11 protein-coding genes are annotated in these 14,882 nt (G+C 64.2%); 4 read left to right on the forward strand and 7 right to left on the reverse strand.

Annotated features, from left to right (window positions below; translation table 11 throughout):
* Positions 1-220: 220 nt before the first annotated feature.
* Genes E5P2_RS29390 through E5P2_RS29400 form a run of 3 tightly spaced genes read right to left on the reverse strand, consistent with a single transcriptional unit; the run spans position 221 to position 6,735 of the window.
* Positions 221-865, reverse strand: coding sequence for a hypothetical protein (locus E5P2_RS29390; RefSeq protein WP_068674392.1), 645 nt, complete (start codon positions 863-865; stop codon positions 221-223).
* A gap of 39 nt (positions 866-904) precedes the next feature.
* Complete coding sequence (locus tag E5P2_RS29395) at positions 905-4,111, reverse strand: UvrD-helicase domain-containing protein (protein ID WP_162570820.1); 3,207 nt, start codon at positions 4,109-4,111, stop codon at positions 905-907.
* Positions 4,108-6,735, reverse strand: coding sequence for a PD-(D/E)XK nuclease family protein (locus E5P2_RS29400; RefSeq protein WP_162570821.1), 2,628 nt, complete (start codon positions 6,733-6,735; stop codon positions 4,108-4,110). The genes E5P2_RS29395 and E5P2_RS29400 overlap by 4 nt, the downstream gene beginning before the upstream one ends.
* Positions 6,736-6,823: 88 nt before the next feature.
* Between E5P2_RS29400 and E5P2_RS29405 the strand changes: the two genes are divergently transcribed.
* Both E5P2_RS29405 and E5P2_RS29410 read left to right on the forward strand, forming a co-directional pair.
* Positions 6,824-7,744, forward strand: a complete 921-nt coding sequence (locus E5P2_RS29405) for a helix-turn-helix transcriptional regulator (protein WP_068674386.1) — start codon at positions 6,824-6,826, stop codon at positions 7,742-7,744.
* A gap of 96 nt (positions 7,745-7,840) precedes the next feature.
* Complete coding sequence (locus E5P2_RS29410) at positions 7,841-7,993, forward strand: hypothetical protein (RefSeq protein WP_157103372.1); 153 nt, start codon at positions 7,841-7,843, stop codon at positions 7,991-7,993.
* A 68-nt stretch (positions 7,994-8,061) separates the two neighbouring features.
* Here E5P2_RS29410 and E5P2_RS29415 read toward each other — a convergent pair whose 3' ends face one another.
* Both E5P2_RS29415 and E5P2_RS29420 read right to left on the reverse strand, forming a co-directional pair.
* Positions 8,062-8,595 (reverse strand): hypothetical protein, encoded by a 534-nt coding sequence (locus tag E5P2_RS29415; protein ID WP_162570822.1) that lies wholly within the window; start codon positions 8,593-8,595, stop codon positions 8,062-8,064.
* A 105-nt stretch (positions 8,596-8,700) separates the two neighbouring features.
* Positions 8,701-9,141, reverse strand: coding sequence for a hypothetical protein (locus E5P2_RS29420; protein WP_162570823.1), 441 nt, complete (start codon positions 9,139-9,141; stop codon positions 8,701-8,703).
* Between the two features lie 328 nt (positions 9,142-9,469).
* On the opposite strand from E5P2_RS29420, the gene E5P2_RS29425 reads away from it, so the two are divergent.
* Positions 9,470-9,934 (forward strand): MYG1 family protein, encoded by a 465-nt coding sequence (locus tag E5P2_RS29425; protein ID WP_162570824.1) that lies wholly within the window; start codon positions 9,470-9,472, stop codon positions 9,932-9,934.
* Between the two features lie 77 nt (positions 9,935-10,011).
* Positions 10,012-12,924 carry a Tn3 family transposase gene (locus tag E5P2_RS29430; protein WP_012478196.1) on the forward strand — a complete coding sequence of 971 codons (2,913 nt, stop codon included), beginning with the start codon at positions 10,012-10,014 and terminating at the stop codon, positions 12,922-12,924.
* An 85-nt stretch (positions 12,925-13,009) separates the two neighbouring features.
* Here E5P2_RS29430 and E5P2_RS29435 read toward each other — a convergent pair whose 3' ends face one another.
* Together E5P2_RS29435 and tnpC are read right to left on the reverse strand one after the other, a co-directional pair.
* Positions 13,010-13,165 carry a hypothetical protein gene (locus E5P2_RS29435; RefSeq protein ID WP_014386443.1) on the reverse strand — a complete coding sequence of 52 codons (156 nt, stop codon included), beginning with the start codon at positions 13,163-13,165 and terminating at the stop codon, positions 13,010-13,012.
* A 62-nt stretch (positions 13,166-13,227) separates the two neighbouring features.
* Positions 13,228-14,745, reverse strand: coding sequence for an IS66 family transposase (tnpC, locus tag E5P2_RS29440; protein ID WP_059153614.1), 1,518 nt, complete (start codon positions 14,743-14,745; stop codon positions 13,228-13,230).
* Positions 14,746-14,882 lie beyond the last annotated feature (137 nt).

Below are 14,882 nucleotides of genomic sequence, written 5' to 3' on the forward strand. Positions count from 1 at the left end.
GGACGCCGCGGCTTTCGCCACATCAGAGTCGCCGTTCCCAGCCAAGAATTGGAAGCGAGATGAAGTAGTCACCGAAGCAAGCTGAGTACATGACCATCCGCGCTCTCAGAATTCTGGCCCACTCGTGGAGCATGTCGAGCTCCACGATGGCGCAAACGAAGCAGCGGCGAGGGCGAACAGCCGCTGTCGCCTCGATAAGCGCCTGCGTGGCGGACGGTCTTCAATGCGAGGCCGGGAGGCGGCGAGCACAGTCCAGGCCGCTCACTTGTGCAGGTCCATCCGCTCCGTTGAAGGCCCGCAGTACAGACTGCTTCCAAGTCTGTGCGATTCCGGCGGCGTCGTCAGGATGAGCACTGCCTCGCTGAACGGCCTGCTCGAGGTCCTCCGGCAGTTCATCTTCCGGGCCCAGTCGCTCAGCCAGCATGGCGCCGAGGGCTCCTGCGGCCTTGGGCTGCAGGCGTGTTGAAAGCAGAGCCCATTCGGCCTTGTTCGCAAACTCAGGGTCCACCAACGATGCAGTCGCGACAAGCTGCGGAGCAACCCAACTGTCAGCTTGAATTGCCCGCCACAAGTACCAGAGCGTCTTGGGCGTCGTGTGCCCGCACAGGAGCGCCACACATGCCACCAAGTGAGGCCTCCACCCACCCGCGTCGAGTACCAGGCAGATGGCTCGTTCAACTTCCTCACGGGGATAGTCGCTCATCAGGGTTCGGAGCTTGTCTGCCTCGGCGGCGGCTCCTGGCTGCATCCATAGGAACTCCAAATACCCGACCTTCAGCTCCAAGCCTTCATGCTCGTCGGCTTCAGCAAAGAACAATGTGGACGCGGCCGCATTCTCTGCGCGGTCAGATTCATCAAAGGACATGCGGCATACCTTTTCTTGTTGGCTTCGTGCTTGCGAAGGTCAAGCAACCTCAAGGCTAGGGAGAGCTCGAACGCGCAGCGCCCGAGCGGCTACCGGCAAGAAGAGCCACTGTTCGGTAACCGGCCGTCCAGTCGCGCGGACCAGCGCATCCGCGTACGAGGCGAGCTGAGGCCCGTGCTCGCGCACGAGCTCCTCATCGTGAGTCGCACCGCGCGGGTTGGACTTGTGGTCGATGAGGACCCATCCGGCTGGTGTGTCAACGAGGAAGTCGATGCGCCCGCGCAGCCGCGTGCCGTCCTCACGGTCGACCTCGATGGGCACCTCCACGTGAACCGGGCAACCGGGCCAGCGCTTGGCAATCCAGGCGAGGAAGGAGTCGACCTGGCCGACCACGGCGCCCGTGTCGACAGCGTGCGCAACATCCCAGCGCGTCAAGAGCCGCTCGACGTCCTCGCCCGAGATGCTTCCGGCCACGCCAGAGCGGGCGATACAATGGTGCAAGGCCGTTCCAAGGAGAACCATGTCGACGCTCTTCGAGATGGCAATGCGGGTGCCGACAGCCTCGACCTCACCGACGGCGAAGACGCTCGCCTCGGCGCCTTCGCCGGTGCTGGGCCGGTGCCACAGCGGACGGCTGGCAAGCGGCGCGGCAGGGCTGAACCAACTGCGGTCAGCGGCAGTGGCCGCCGGTGGCTCCGCGGCGCAGTCGGCGGCGGACCAAAGCTTGGTCTCGCGCTGCACATGACGACCGTCGGGCAGCACCATCACGCCGCTTTCACCAAAAAGTAGTTCTGAGGCGCCGACCTCGTCGACCCAGGAGCGGTCGGGCCTGGTCTTCATGGCTGAAACCAGGACGAGCGCGTCTCGAGCGCGTGTCATGCTCACATAGAGGAGGCGCTTGTTTTCCTCCAGGCCGGCTTTGGCCATCGCCTGGCCGATTTGGGAGTTCTCGGCGTTGAGCGCCGCTTGCGGAGCCTTGCGTTTGCCGAAAGTTCTCGGCCAGCAGTGGATGAAGCGGTCGCGCAAGGGCTCCTGCGGGTCGAGCTTCTCGGCATTGGTGCGCGCACGGACATCCCAGACCGCGGTGCGCGCGCCGGCGCCCAGGCCCGTCAGGATGGCAACCGGCCACTCGAGGCCTTTTGCACCGTGGTGCGTGAGCACGGCAACCGCGTCATCGGCGGCAGCGGCCCGGGCGTCCTCGCCGCCAGCCGCTTGAGTTGACAGCCACCGCAGGAGGCCGCCCACCGACGCAGGCTGCTTGGAAGAGACGCACTCGCTCTCGTAGGTCGTGGCCATCGCGAGCAGCGCTTCCACGTTGTCGACACGAACGCGCGCTTCCTGCGGTGTGCGCGACCAGGCGCTGGCCAGCATGGCCACGTGGGACTCCGCCTTGGCCAGCCGGAGGGCTTCCGCAGGCGTCAGCGAGAGCAGGGACGGGCGAAGCGTCTCCAGCCGCGCAAGCAAGGGATGCGCATTGTTGCCCGTGGCCCTCCACTCATGGGACGGCTTCTCCGCGGCAAGATGGTCCAGGCGGTCGCCAAGCCACTCCTTGGCGGGCATGCCGGCCGCGAGCGTGAGGATGAGCGCCGTCGCCACGGTGTCCGTCGGGTCCTGCAGGCGACGAAGGCACGCTGTGACCAGCAAGGCCTCGGGCGTTGACAGGAGGCCCGGGCGGCCACTCGCCGACGGGATGCTCCAGCGCGCGAGAGCTGCCGCGGCGTAATCAATCTGGTCGTTCGTGCGGCACAGCACAGCAATGTCGCCCGCCCTGATGGCGCGCAGCTCCTTCGTGCCCTTGTCGTAGACCTTCGCTCCGGAAGCAAGGAGCTCCGTGATGGCAGGGCCGAGCCCGAGATAGTCGAGCTCGCCTTTCCTGCTCTCGAAGGTCCAGTCGTAGAGCGCTGGCTGGCCGGGGATGTCGCCTCGCGTCGGCGCGAGCTTCACGGCGTCGGCTTCGAGGTCCGGCGCAAACGCAGGCACGAACACGGCGTTCGCGAGCGACACCAGCGCGGGGGTCGAGCGCCTGGAGTCGGTGAGCGGGTCGCCGATGATTCCACCCCAGCCCTGGACGGCGCCGATGACCCCCGCGATGAGCGAGGCGTCAGTGCCGCGGAATCCGTAAATGGCCTGCTTGGGGTCGCCGACCCAGACCGAGCGCCTGGCGAGCTTGGCGATTTCGACAAAGAGCGCGAGCTGCAGCGGGCTCGTGTCCTGGAACTCGTCGACGAGAACGAGGTCGAGCTCGCTCGACAAGGCCTCTCGCACGGCTTCGCTCTCGCGCAAGGCCCGCAGCAGTTCGACCTCCTGGTCAATGAAGTCAACCGCACCGAGTTCTTCCTTGGCACGTCTGAAGGTGTCCAGGGTGTCAGTGGCCAGGCTGAACACAAGGTCGAGGTAGCGCCGCACCTCCTCGTGAAACTGCGGGTGACGCTCGTGCGCCTGCGCCGCGTCGACGACCGGCTGCACGAGACCCACGAGCTTGGCGCCAATCTTGACGTTGCATGCGGCGAGCCAGTCAGGCCAGGTCCAGTTGCCCGACTTGAAGAGGCGATGCAAGCGCTCGAGCTCCTCGATGCCGTCCCGCATGACCTTGTCGACCCTGCCACCGGCGGCGTCCCGGGACTCGATGTCCTTGGCGACCGCCGTCTTGGCCGTCGCGAGTTCCTCCAGCAGCCTGGCGGCATGGTCGACGCCACCCTCGGGCGCCGGCCAGTTCTCGAGCATCCGGTCTGCGTTCGTCGCGCCCATTGCGCGAAGCGCCTCTCTGGAAATGTCGTTTTCGCGAGCGGCCTTGACCACCTTGCCGATGGTGTCGGACCACATGGCGTCCTCCATCCCCAGCCGGCGCATGAGCGTCAGCAGTTCCGTGCGACGCTCGGCGTCGAAGGTGTCGTCGAGCGCACGGGCAAGAAGTTTCTTGGTCTGGGCCTCGCTCAGCACCGTCTGGTCGGGGGAGAGACCCATCTCGAAGCAAAACCGCTCGAGCAGCTGGCCACAGACACTGTTGACGGTCCCGATGCGCGCCTGGCCGATGGCTGTGACCAGGTCCATGCGGCCATGCTCGAGCAGTCTGGTGCGCACGCGTTCGCGCAGCTCCGTGGCTGCCTTCACCGTGAAGGTCGTGGCGAGCACCGCGTGGGGGCGCACCGGTTCGTTGCCGCCAAGGAGTGCCTCCGACAGGATGCTCGTCAGGCGGTAGGTCTTGCCGCTTCCTGCGCCGGCACTGATGAACTCAACTGGATTCATTGTTCCCAGCCTCCGAGCAGGGTGAGGTGTTCACGATGGAAGGGACCGAGCGTGGTGACCGGCAAGGTGCCTTCCGGCCCTTGGAATTCGGCAATGTCCGCCTGGGCGTCGACCAGTTCGACGGTGCCCTCCGCCCACTGGGACATGCGCCACTTCCAGCTTTCCCTTGCCTGAGCCAGCATCGGGTCGACCGTGACGCCGCCCGCGGGCTTGCGCAGTTGGGCATCCGGGAAGATGCCAGGCGTGGAGATGAGCAGCGTTGCCGAGTCGAAGACAAAGTAACCCAAGGCCACGGGCAGCTGCCCGTAAACCTGGTGCGTCAGACTTGCATACAGCGCGAGCTGCAGGTGGCGGCCTTCCACAAGCGCCTCTCCATGCCGCTTGGTGCCGGACCACTTGAGGTCAAGGGTGACACTGCGCTCCTGCGGCAGGTCGACCAGCAGGTCAATCTTGCCGATGACCTCCACGTCGCCCAGCAATCCCTGGACAGGAACCTCCACCTGGACTCGAACAGCGCCGGCGCTTTGCAGGTGTGTGAGCAAGGTGAGGAGCGCCGTGCGGCAGATTCGCTTGAACCGGCTCATGCTTACGCCGGCGCCCTGCATCAGGAGCGGTGCGCCTTCTGCGAGCAGGAGCTCGTCGACCATGGCGTCGAACCAGGCGCCGGCCTGCGCGCTGGTCCAGCGCAGAACATGTTCTTGTTGGAAGAATCGCTCGACCACCCGATGCGCAAGGTTGCCAAGTAGCTTGTTCTCGTGCTCATCGTCGAGGCCACTCCCCGGTCGCAGGTGGGCCACGTCCTTCAGGACGGCGAGGGCGGGGTTGTTGAAGAGCTCGTTGAGTGCCGTGTACGACTGGTGCTTCTTGCGAGAGGCGAGGGGACGCTCGAGCTCGAGGTAGCGCCCCGCGCGCTGCAGGGGAGCATCGGTGACGCGACGGGCAATCGAGCCCAGGTGCGTGCCGTACAGGTCGTCATCGATGCGGTGCACCTTCACTTTCGGCGCCAACTGCCGGATAAGTTGCCAGATGGGGTGTTCTTCCGCACCCGGCGGCGGCAGCACCAGGACGAAGCGTTCCTTGGCAGCAAAAAGTGGGCGCAGCCACTGCGTTGCGAGCAGCTCCAGCTCACGCTTGGGGTCACGAAGCTCGACCCCCAGGCTCCTGAGTGCATCGACCTCGCTTTGCGACCAAGGAAGCGGCCGGGGAAGGGCCGGCGTCGAAGGCATCCACCAGACGACTTCACCTGCAGGCTCGAGGCATGCGGCCGCGGTGGTCGCGGATTTCAGGCAGCCGACCTGGGAGACGGCAGCGGGGTTGGTCGCGCCGGCGGGCGTGGACTGCGCCAGCAGCTGTTCGATTTGCCGCGGTACCAGGTGCTCCAGGCCCTGCTGGCGCAGCTCGGCCAGGCCCACGAGCACGGCGTCGCACTGGCGAAGTGCCGGCGCGATGGTCGCAGCTTCACCAGCTTGGTGGACGGCGCGTCGTTGCAACGCCGTGCGCACCTTCTCGACGCGGACAGCGACCTCGGTGATGGGGGCGCCGTCTGCGCGGGACCAGCGCTCCCCCTCGAGCCAGAAGGCGACCTCCTCCAGAAGTGTCTGCGCGTTTTCCTTCTCGCCGATGCTCGCCTTGGCAGCAATCCAGGCCTCTCCGCCGAGACCCGGCTGCTCGGCAATCGCACGCGCGAGCTTGCCTCTCGCAGCTCGGCTGAACGGCCCGTAGGGATGCACGAGGAACTCGACGAGGCGTCCGATATGGAGCGGCGCCCACAGCATCTCGAGCGCCAGCCCCAGCGTCTGCAGCGCGGGTCGCAGGCTGCTCGGGCTGTCGAAGCCACAGGCGGCGGCGCCCGTTGCCATCAAGGTGGCGTCCAGGGAGTCGCCCCCTTGCTCGCAAAGCACCAGGCGATTCGCCGGGTTGGCACGGCACCAAGCGCTCAGCCAGTGCTCGGCGGTCTCGCGCGACTGTGCTTGCAGGACCTGGACGGTTCCATCGTTGAGAGCAAAGGCCTCGGGGGCTTTCAGCTGGCCATTGGCCACAGATTCTGCGGCGAGGCGCTGCAGCTCACGAAGCTGCCCTTTGCCGCCAGGTTCGGCGGCTTGGGGCTCGTGCACGCCCTTCAGGTGATTGAGAACAGCGCGCCACATGGCCGGAAAGCTCGCAGAGGGGTCGGCGAGCCTGACCTGCGAAATGGGCACCGTGTTGCCTGCAGCGAGCGCAGAGGCCACTTCCACCAGGCGCTCACCCTCGCCAGGTGCGACGTGGCCGAAAGCAGCCTCCTCGACGCTCGCCAGTTCCTGGATGCGCAGCGGAGAGGAGGGCGATGCCTTTCCATCCCAGCCGCCCAGGCGCCACTCGTCGCGCCATGAGAGAAGAAGTGCTGCGGTGCCGACGTCGTCTACCTGGAGCGACCGGCTGTAGAAGCGGCTGCCGTCGTCGAACTTGCGCAGGTGACCGAGGTACGCCGCCACGCGCTGCGCCTGCGGCACCTCCGGCCGAGCCAGACCCAGGTAGGTCTCCAACAGGCCAAGAAGTCCCATGCGCCCGACGACCGGCTCCCTGAAGTACCCCCTGTCCGAGGGGCCCTGGCGCTCGTCAAGTCTCAATCCAAAGGTGACCTGCATCCGGATTCCTCACAGCACCGCGAATCGCGTACAAAAATTATACGTATAAAAAGAAGACTAAAGAACTGATTTTTCGTATCATCCAGACATGCCGCAGCAGCCGTCATTGCCCCCGGACTCCGACGAGGCGGGGGAAAAGGCGCCCGCCCGCTGGAGCCAGGGCCGTCGCCTCGAGTTCTTGGATTTCCGCCTTCGCTGGGAGGGGCGGCTCAACCGCAGCGACCTGACGAATTTCTTTGGCATCTCGGTGCCGCAGGCATCGCTCGACATCTCCAAGTACCTGGAGCTCGCTCCCAACAACGCGGTCTACGACCGGAGCTCGAAGGTCTACCTGGCCACCGACGGGTTCGAGCCGCTCTACCCCTCGAACGAACCCTCGCGATACCTGAACGAGCTCCTCGCGCGCGAAATCGGGGTGCTGCCTGCAGAGCAGAGCTTCCTGGGCTGGACGCCGCCGACGGCCGCCGTTGCCGCGCCCACGAGAAAGCTGGAGGCGAACACCGTCGTGGCCGTGCTGACCGCGATACGGCAGCGTGTCTGCTTGCGCGTGACCTACCAATCGATGTCCTCGGCCGAACCCAAAGCGCGAATCATCTCTCCGCATGCGGTCGCCTTCGACGGCTACCGGTGGCACGTCCGTGCGTTCTGCCACACACGCGGCGACTTTCGTGATTTCGTGATGGCGCGGATGCTCGGCGTGGAGGTACTCGAGGACGCCGGCACCGACGGCGCAGACGACGAGGCTTGGCACCGTCAGGTCAGCCTGGTGCTGGCGCCGAACTCACGTCTCTCGAAGGCCCATCGCAAGGTCATCGAGCTCGACTACGGGATGGTCGACGGAGAGGTCGTTCTGGAATGTCGCCAGGCACTTCTCTTCTATTCACTCAAGCGACTCGGGCTGCTGGAGGTGGATGCCTCAGAGCCGCATGTGCAGCAAATCGTGCTGAGAAACCGTGCCGCGGTGATGAAGTTCCTGCCGGCGGCGCCCGCGGAGGAGGGCGGGGCGTGATGACCACGAAAGACGGACGAATGATTGCACTCAAGTGCGTTGGTTGTGGAGCATGTCCCGAAAACTCCTGGACCTGGTGCAGCTGGCCGCCCTTTGGTGGCCCTCGTCGTTATGGCCCTCGTCGGGGGCCTCTGGTACCTGGGCGATGCGTACACCGAGAACGGGTTTAAGAACTGCCGCGCCAACGGCAGCTCCTATACCTGGTGCCAAGCCACCATCAAGTGGCAGTCGTTCAAGGCGCTGTTTTAGCGCGTTTCGTTCCAATTCAGCCGCCTCGTACATCGGGGCGGCTTTTCTTCGTGCCGGGGTGGCGACCCTTACGAGCCAAAGAGCGCCTTCGACGGCGTTTGGACCCAGGCGTGGGTCACCTCGTCGAGGAGGTAGAAACCGCTTGCCACCCCCTTGCGCCACTGGAACAGGACGATGGCCTTCGCGCGGTAGACGTCCTTCACCGCCTTCAACCGGTCAATGTCCTCCTCGGTTGGCTTCGGCGCCGAGCCGCCCTTGACCTGGATGAGCGTGATGTCGAACAGGTCCAGCGACTTCAGCTGCGGGTGAGCCGGATGGTTCGGCTTTCCACCGCTCTTGCGGATGGCAACGATGTCCACAATGCCTGCGGACTCCCGGCCCGCTGGCCCGAGAAAGTCGACAAACTTCCATCGCTTCGAGCTTCGCTGTGCCAGCGCCTTGGCCAGGGTGTTGGCCATCCGACCCGTCTTGGCCGCGGATGCTGCGGCGGCTTGCCATTTCTCCAGATGGGTCGCTGGGACCTCGACCTTCGGCGGTCCGGCCGCGGGGTCCACAGAGACTTCAGTGACTAGAGTCGTGGAATTCTTCTTGGTCGTTGGCATCTGGTCTCCTGTTTCGATGGCGAGGATGGTAGCTGTCGGCAGGAAGCTTGGTTGCGTGCCGGGCGTGGAAAAAGCCCGCAGCGTGATGCAGCGGGCTCTCGAAAATCAATCTTTCCATCCGCGCCAGCTCAGGTTCGGCACGGTCATGAAGCCCGCGACCTCTAAGGGCTGGTGGCAGTTGAACTTGGCGCCATTTTTCAGGCGTAGCTCGGGATAGAGGGAACGGAAGTACTCGACCACCGCAAGGCCTCGGGTCGTGGAGTACACGTAGCCGTTGCGCGACAGATGCAGTAGGTCGTTGAGGTCGGCGCCGATGCGGTTGGTAAAACCGCTGACACCTTTGCTGAGGCCGTAGGCGGTCGGCCGCGCGCGAGGCGCGATGCGGTCAAACCACTTGGTCTCGCATGACCTGCCGCGCTTGCGGACCAGGTATTCGCTTTCGTCAGTCTCGGTAACACCCAGCAGCAGCCATAGATGGCGCGGGGTGAGTGCTAGGCGGACGTTCCAGGGATGAGCGCCTCCGCCTCTTGGCGCTTGTTCTCCCACCGCTCGAGCATCAGGAGCTCTCGGGCCTGGGCCGCCTCCTTCCGTCGGAGTTCGATTTCTTCAGGGGTGAGTTTCTTGGGCATAGAGTTCCTTGGTAGATGACCTTCTGGGTATAGGGAAGCCCGCCAGGCTCCGTGCCTCTCTAAAGGCGCGGGGGTCAGGGATAGCAAGGAAAATCTCCGACAGAAATAGGCGCATTTCCGCCACGGCAAGCTCTTTCCGAGGACTCGGCCTGCAGGCACGGGAGAACTGGTTTTCTGAACAGATGCCCGCCTGGTATGAAGGCGGCGAGCTACACGAAGCAGGACCAACAACATCCAGGAACCCCATGAAGAAACAAAACCCTGTTATCGCGACCCATTCGGGTTCTTTCCACGCCGACGACGTGGCAGCCTGCGCTGTGCTGGCCAAGCTCTTCCCTGCGGCCACCCTCGTTCGCACCCGCAACCCTGAATTCATTCGGCGCGCGCAGTTTGCGGTCGACGTCGGCGGAATCTGGGACCCGGTGAACGGTCGCTTCGACCACCATCAGAAGGGCTTCGTTGGCGCGCGCTCCAGCGGCGTCGTCTATGCCAGCGCCGGCCTCGTCTGGGCTGCTCACGGCCAGGCCTATGTGCAGGCCGTCGCGCCCAAGCTCACGCCGCTGCAAGCCGCTCGTGTTGCCAGCTCCATCGACGACGAGTTGATGCAGCATCTGGACATGGCCGACACAGGCGCCGCGCAAGGGGGTCGATTTGTTTTCGTTGTCAAAAGTGACGGTAGGAGATCGAGCACTGGCGTAGGGGTGGTCTGATAAGCCCTTGATTTCATTGGTTTTCCTGTTCACTTTTTCAGGCGTATTGTGTCTGCCCCAATCACCGGAGACACAAGATGCAAAGCTGGCACACAACCTACCTTGGCCTGCGAGAGCTGCCAAGGGAAATCAGCACCTTCGAGCTTCAGTCGTTTTTCACGTACAGCCGTACTGAGCGCGAGCTCATCAACGCCCGCCGAAGCAACGCCCACAAGCTGGGTCTGGCACTGCACATAGGTTTCTTGCGCTTGAGCGGGCGCCTGCTGAATTCGGTGCGCATCGTTCCGACAACCCTGTGGCGCCATCTGGGTGACGAAATCGGCATCACTGCTGTTGAACTGGCATCCCTGCGAGCCCTGTATGTTCGCGGTCGAACCCTCTTTGACCATCAACAACTGGCCTGTGATGTCCTGGGGTTTCATTGGATGACGGAGCACCAACGTCGCGCCCTGGTACGCACCCTGCGCGATGAGGTGGCCCGCTGCGCCGATCGGGATCAATTGCTCGTATTCGCTCGGCGCTGGTTGTATCAAAGCAAGATCCTGATCCTGCGCGACCGTGACATCCGTGTCCTGGTCACAGCGGCGCTGGGACAACTCGAAGAAGAAACAGCCAAAACGATTGCGGCATCTGTGCTGCCCGAACAACTGGTGCGCTGGCGGGATGCCATGGCCGCATTGCGCCCGGATGGGCAAACCCAGCAGAGCTGGTTGTGGTCGGCACCGGCCAAACACTCAACCAAACAAATTGGCGAGGTGTTCGAGCGAATCGAACTGCTGTACGCCCTGAATGTCCACAAACACCTGGACGACCTGTCCGGTCTCATTGTGCGGCGCTATGCACGCCGCCTGGCTTCAAGGCCTCCCTCGGTGGGGGCCAGGATCAAAGAACCCGCTCGCACAGTGGAGGTTGGCTGCTTTTTACGGCACTGCCTGTTTACCAGCACAGACCAAGCTATCTTGATGGTTCAGCGGCGCGTTGCCGATCTTTGGCGCACGGTCGCAGCAGGTGTCACGGAGACGGTCAATTGGGCTGACCTGTACAAGACATTGCTGGCAGAGCTGGCTGGTTTGGTCGCCCAGGGTGAACTTCAAGACGCGGAGTTGCGGGCTCGAATTGTTGCCCTGCTCAGTGCCAGCCAGCAAGGCAAACCACCCAGCCGGGCCTCGGTGGTGCGTGAGCGTTTGTTTGACGCCATACGTCCCGTGCGCTCTTTGCTGGCCGAAATCACCAAGCTGCCCTGGCAGGCCAATAGCGAGCACCCGGTGACCACAGCCTTGGCCCAATTGACGAAACTGTACGCGGGCAAACTTCGCGAACTACCTGCTGATGTCAGCGCCCCTCGCTTGGGTTCGGTCTGGAGCGGCGCGATTGCGGGTGCCGACCGGGAGCGCGCGTTTCGGGCCTTGGAGGTGGCCACCCTGTTTTCATTGCGACGTGCCGTGCGCAACGGTTCGGTGTGGATTGAGCACAGCCTGAGCTTTCGTGGCCGCGCACGCCTGTTCTTCACTGATGCGCGCTGGCAGGAAGAAGCCAAACGGCACTATGCCCGACTGTCACTGCCAGCCAATGCATCCACACTTTTGAAGCCGTTGCTGGCCAAGGTACGCGCCGGCGTGGAGGCAGTGGCCGTCGCCGCGCGCAGCGGTGTGCTGCGCGTGGACGAAGAACTCCACCTTTCAGTATTGCCGGCAGAGGATGAAGATCCAGAGGTGATTAAGTTGAGGGCCAAACTTGACCTGAGGATCGGTGAGGTGCAACTCCCAGAAGTGATCCTGGCCGTTGACGCTCAGGTACGTTTCAGCTGGATCATGCTTGGCCGCGAGCCACGTTCGACAGAAGAGCTGCTGATGGTCTACGCCGGCATCATGGCCCACGGCACCAGTCTGACGGCGGCCGAATGCGCCCGTATGATTCCGCAGTTGTCTGCCACCAGCATCCGTCAGGCCATGCGTTGGGCCGGGGACGAGCGTCGCTTGAGTCAAGCCTGCCACGCGGTGCTGGAGTTCATGCAACGGCACCCCATTGCAGCGACATGGGGTCGCACGGACCTGGCGTCGTCCGACATGATGAGCATGGAAACCACCCAACGGGTGTGGCAGGCCCGACAGGATCCAAGACGCAACACGTCCTCGATTGGCATCTACTCCCATGTGCGTGACCGATGGGGGATCTTCTACGCGCAGCCTTTTGTGCTCAATGAGCGCCAGGCAGGGGTCGCCATTGAGGGTGTCGTGCGCCAAGAATCCATCGAGACCAGCCAGTTGGCGGTGGACACCCACGGCTACACCGACTTTGCCATGGCGTTGGCCCGGCTACTGGGGTTCGATCTATGCCCACGACTGAAGGAATTGAAGCAGCGTCATCTGTACGTGCCGCGTGGCACGATCATTCCACCGGAGATCGCAGCAGTTTGCGAGGCTACCGTCGATACCGCTTTGATTGAGAAGCACTGGGACACCTTGGTCCATTTGGCAGCCTCGGTGATGAGCGGCAACGCCAGCGCAGTTGCAGCGCTGGCCAGATTTGGATCGGCGGCGCGGGGAGACCCCATCTACGAAGCGGGTGTTCAGTTGGGGCGCTTGCTGCGAACTGCGTTCCTGGCCGACTACTTTGTCAAAGACGCCTTCAGGAATGAGCTGCGTCGGGTACTCAACCGGGGTGAGGCGGTCAATGCCTTGAAGCGGGCGATTTATACCGGCAGAGTGAGCCCGGCTCAGGCCAAGCGGGCCGAGGAAATGCAGGCGGTGGCTGACGCCTTGAGTCTGTTGGCCAACATCATCATGGCCTGGAACACAACCCAGATGCAGGCCGTTCTGGACCGCTGGGCCAACCGGCGTCAGGTCATCCCGGCGGAGCTCACGGGGAAAATTGCGCCGACGCGGCTGCAAGGTATCAATTTGAGGGGCGTATTCCGCTTTCCAGTGGAGCGTTATGCCAGTGAAATCCTGCCGTCACAGACCACGCCGAAAACCGGGACCGGCGGTTGAAACCGAGCACGCTTTTGCGCCCTCAAACGGCGATCAAAAAAATCAACAGGAAACCCAATGAAATCAATGGCTTGGCAGGCCACCCCTACGCCAGTGCTCGATCTCCTACCGTCACTTTTGACAACGAAAACAAATCGACCCCGTGGATCTGCACTTCAATCAGGCCGCCTTCGCGCTGCGGCACGGTCGCCAGGTTCGGCTCGATTCGCACCGGCAGCAACTGCGCCGGCGCCGCCGGCACACCGTAAGCGTTCCGCGAACGACACCCTTGCGCCGTCGATGACGGCGTGTTGAAGGATGGTTCTACGCGGCGGCGGCGAGCGCCGCGTTTGGCACGGCGATGTCGGTGGCAGGCCGCCAGTTGTGCGGCAGCAGCTGCGCGAGGTCGCGCTGCTTGAGCGTGGGCAGACGCTCGAAGACGTCCTTGAGGTAGGCCCAGGGATCGTGCCCGTTTAGTTTGGCCGACTCGATCAGGCTCATGACCACGCCAGCGCGCTCGCCGGCCTGCTGCGAGCCTACAAAAAGCCAATTCTTGCGGCCAACGCACAGCGGGCGCACCGCGTTCTCCGCCGCGTTGTTGTCGATTGGGACGTCGCCGTCGTCCAGGTAGCGCGTGAGCGCGCGCCAATTGCTCAGCGAATAATCGATCGCCTTGGCCGTCACGTCGGCATTGGCCAGCTTCTGGCGCTGCCCGGTCAGCCAGAGGTGCAGGGCCTGGACGATGGGCCTGGAGCGTTGCTGGCGCAGCAGCCACCGTGCCTGGGGTTCGAGTTCGCGCGCCTCGCGCTCGACCTCGTACAGCTTTGCGATCAGCGCCACCGCCTGGCCGGCGATCTGGCTGGCGTTGAACTCGTGCGCCTCGAACAGCTTGCGCCGCGCGTGGGCCCAGCATAGTGCGGCGCTGACGCCTTGCGCCTGAAGCCCAAAATAGCCGCTGTAATCGTCGCTGACCAGCGTGCCGCCGAAGCCTCGCAGCACGCGCCGCGGATGTTCGCCGGCGCGGCTGGCGGTGAAGTCGAACAGCACCGCGCGCTGGGCCACGAAGTTGGTCGTGCGGTAGACCCAGACGTAGGCCCGTTTGGTCTTGCCGCGCCCCGGCGCCAGCAGCGACACCGGCGTCTCGTCGGCGTGGATCACACCGTGGCTGAGGATGAAGCCCTTCAGTGCATCGGCCAGCGGTGCCAGACGCACCCCGCAGATGCCGATCCACTGGGCCATGCTCGAGCGCGGGATGTGCACGCCAGAGCGCGCGTAGATCTCTTCCTGCCGGTACAGCGGCAAGTGATCGTCGTGCTTGGCCACCACCACCTGCGCGAGCAGGCCCGGCGCGGGGATGCCTTTGTCGATGATCTGCGCGGGCATCGGCGCGGCCTGGATCGTCTGGCAGCACGTGCAGGCGTACTTGCCGCGGATATGGCGCAGCACGAAGAATTGGGCCGGCACGCAATCGAGCTGCTCGCTGACTTCTTGGCCGATGCGCTTGAAGGGCTGGCCGCACTCGCAGTGGGTCTGCTCGATCTCGTGATGGTGATCGATGCGCGGCAGGCTCGCCGGCAGCGCCTGGCGCACCGCCTGGCCTTTGGCCCGGGGTGGCGCTACCGGTGGCTTCTGGTCTTGCTGGGCGGCGCGGTCTTCCAGCGCCGTGTCGGCCAGGATCTGATCGAACAGCACCGCCTGCGTGCTCGTCTCCAGGCTCTCGCTGGAGGAGCCGAAGCGCCAGCGCTTCAGCCGCGCGATCTCGAAGTTCAGCGCCTCGATCCTGGTTTGCTTGAACTTCAGCTCGCCTTGCATGCGCCCGATCACATCGCGCAGCTCCTGCATCGAATCCAGTGCGCCCGGCGCATCGATCGTGTGGGTGTCCGGGCCTTCGAGCATGGCCGCCATCATGCCTCGCGCGCGCGTGCGCGCGAGGCATGACTTTCTCCAATAGACAAACGCGCAAATCCCGACCTCGAATC

This window comes from Variovorax sp. SRS16 (assembly GCF_901827165.1).
In the GTDB taxonomy this organism is placed as follows: domain Bacteria; phylum Pseudomonadota; class Gammaproteobacteria; order Burkholderiales; family Burkholderiaceae_C; genus Variovorax.

Coding starts and splice junctions, on each gene's coding strand:
- E5P2_RS29390 (WP_068674392.1), bottom strand. CDS start 865: ATGTCCTTTGATGAATCTGACCGCGCAGAGAATGCGGCCGCGTCCACA.
- E5P2_RS29395 (WP_162570820.1), bottom strand. CDS start 4,111: ATGAATCCAGTTGAGTTCATCAGTGCCGGCGCAGGAAGCGGCAAGACC.
- E5P2_RS29400 (WP_162570821.1), bottom strand. CDS start 6,735: ATGCAGGTCACCTTTGGATTGAGACTTGACGAGCGCCAGGGCCCCTCG.
- E5P2_RS29405 (WP_068674386.1), top strand. CDS start 6,824: ATGCCGCAGCAGCCGTCATTGCCCCCGGACTCCGACGAGGCGGGGGAA.
- E5P2_RS29415 (WP_162570822.1), bottom strand. CDS start 8,595: ATGCCAACGACCAAGAAGAATTCCACGACTCTAGTCACTGAAGTCTCT.
- E5P2_RS29425 (WP_162570824.1), top strand. CDS start 9,470: ATGAAGAAACAAAACCCTGTTATCGCGACCCATTCGGGTTCTTTCCAC.
- E5P2_RS29430 (WP_012478196.1), top strand. CDS start 10,012: ATGCAAAGCTGGCACACAACCTACCTTGGCCTGCGAGAGCTGCCAAGG.
- tnpC (WP_059153614.1), bottom strand. CDS start 14,745: ATGCAGGAGCTGCGCGATGTGATCGGGCGCATGCAAGGCGAGCTGAAG.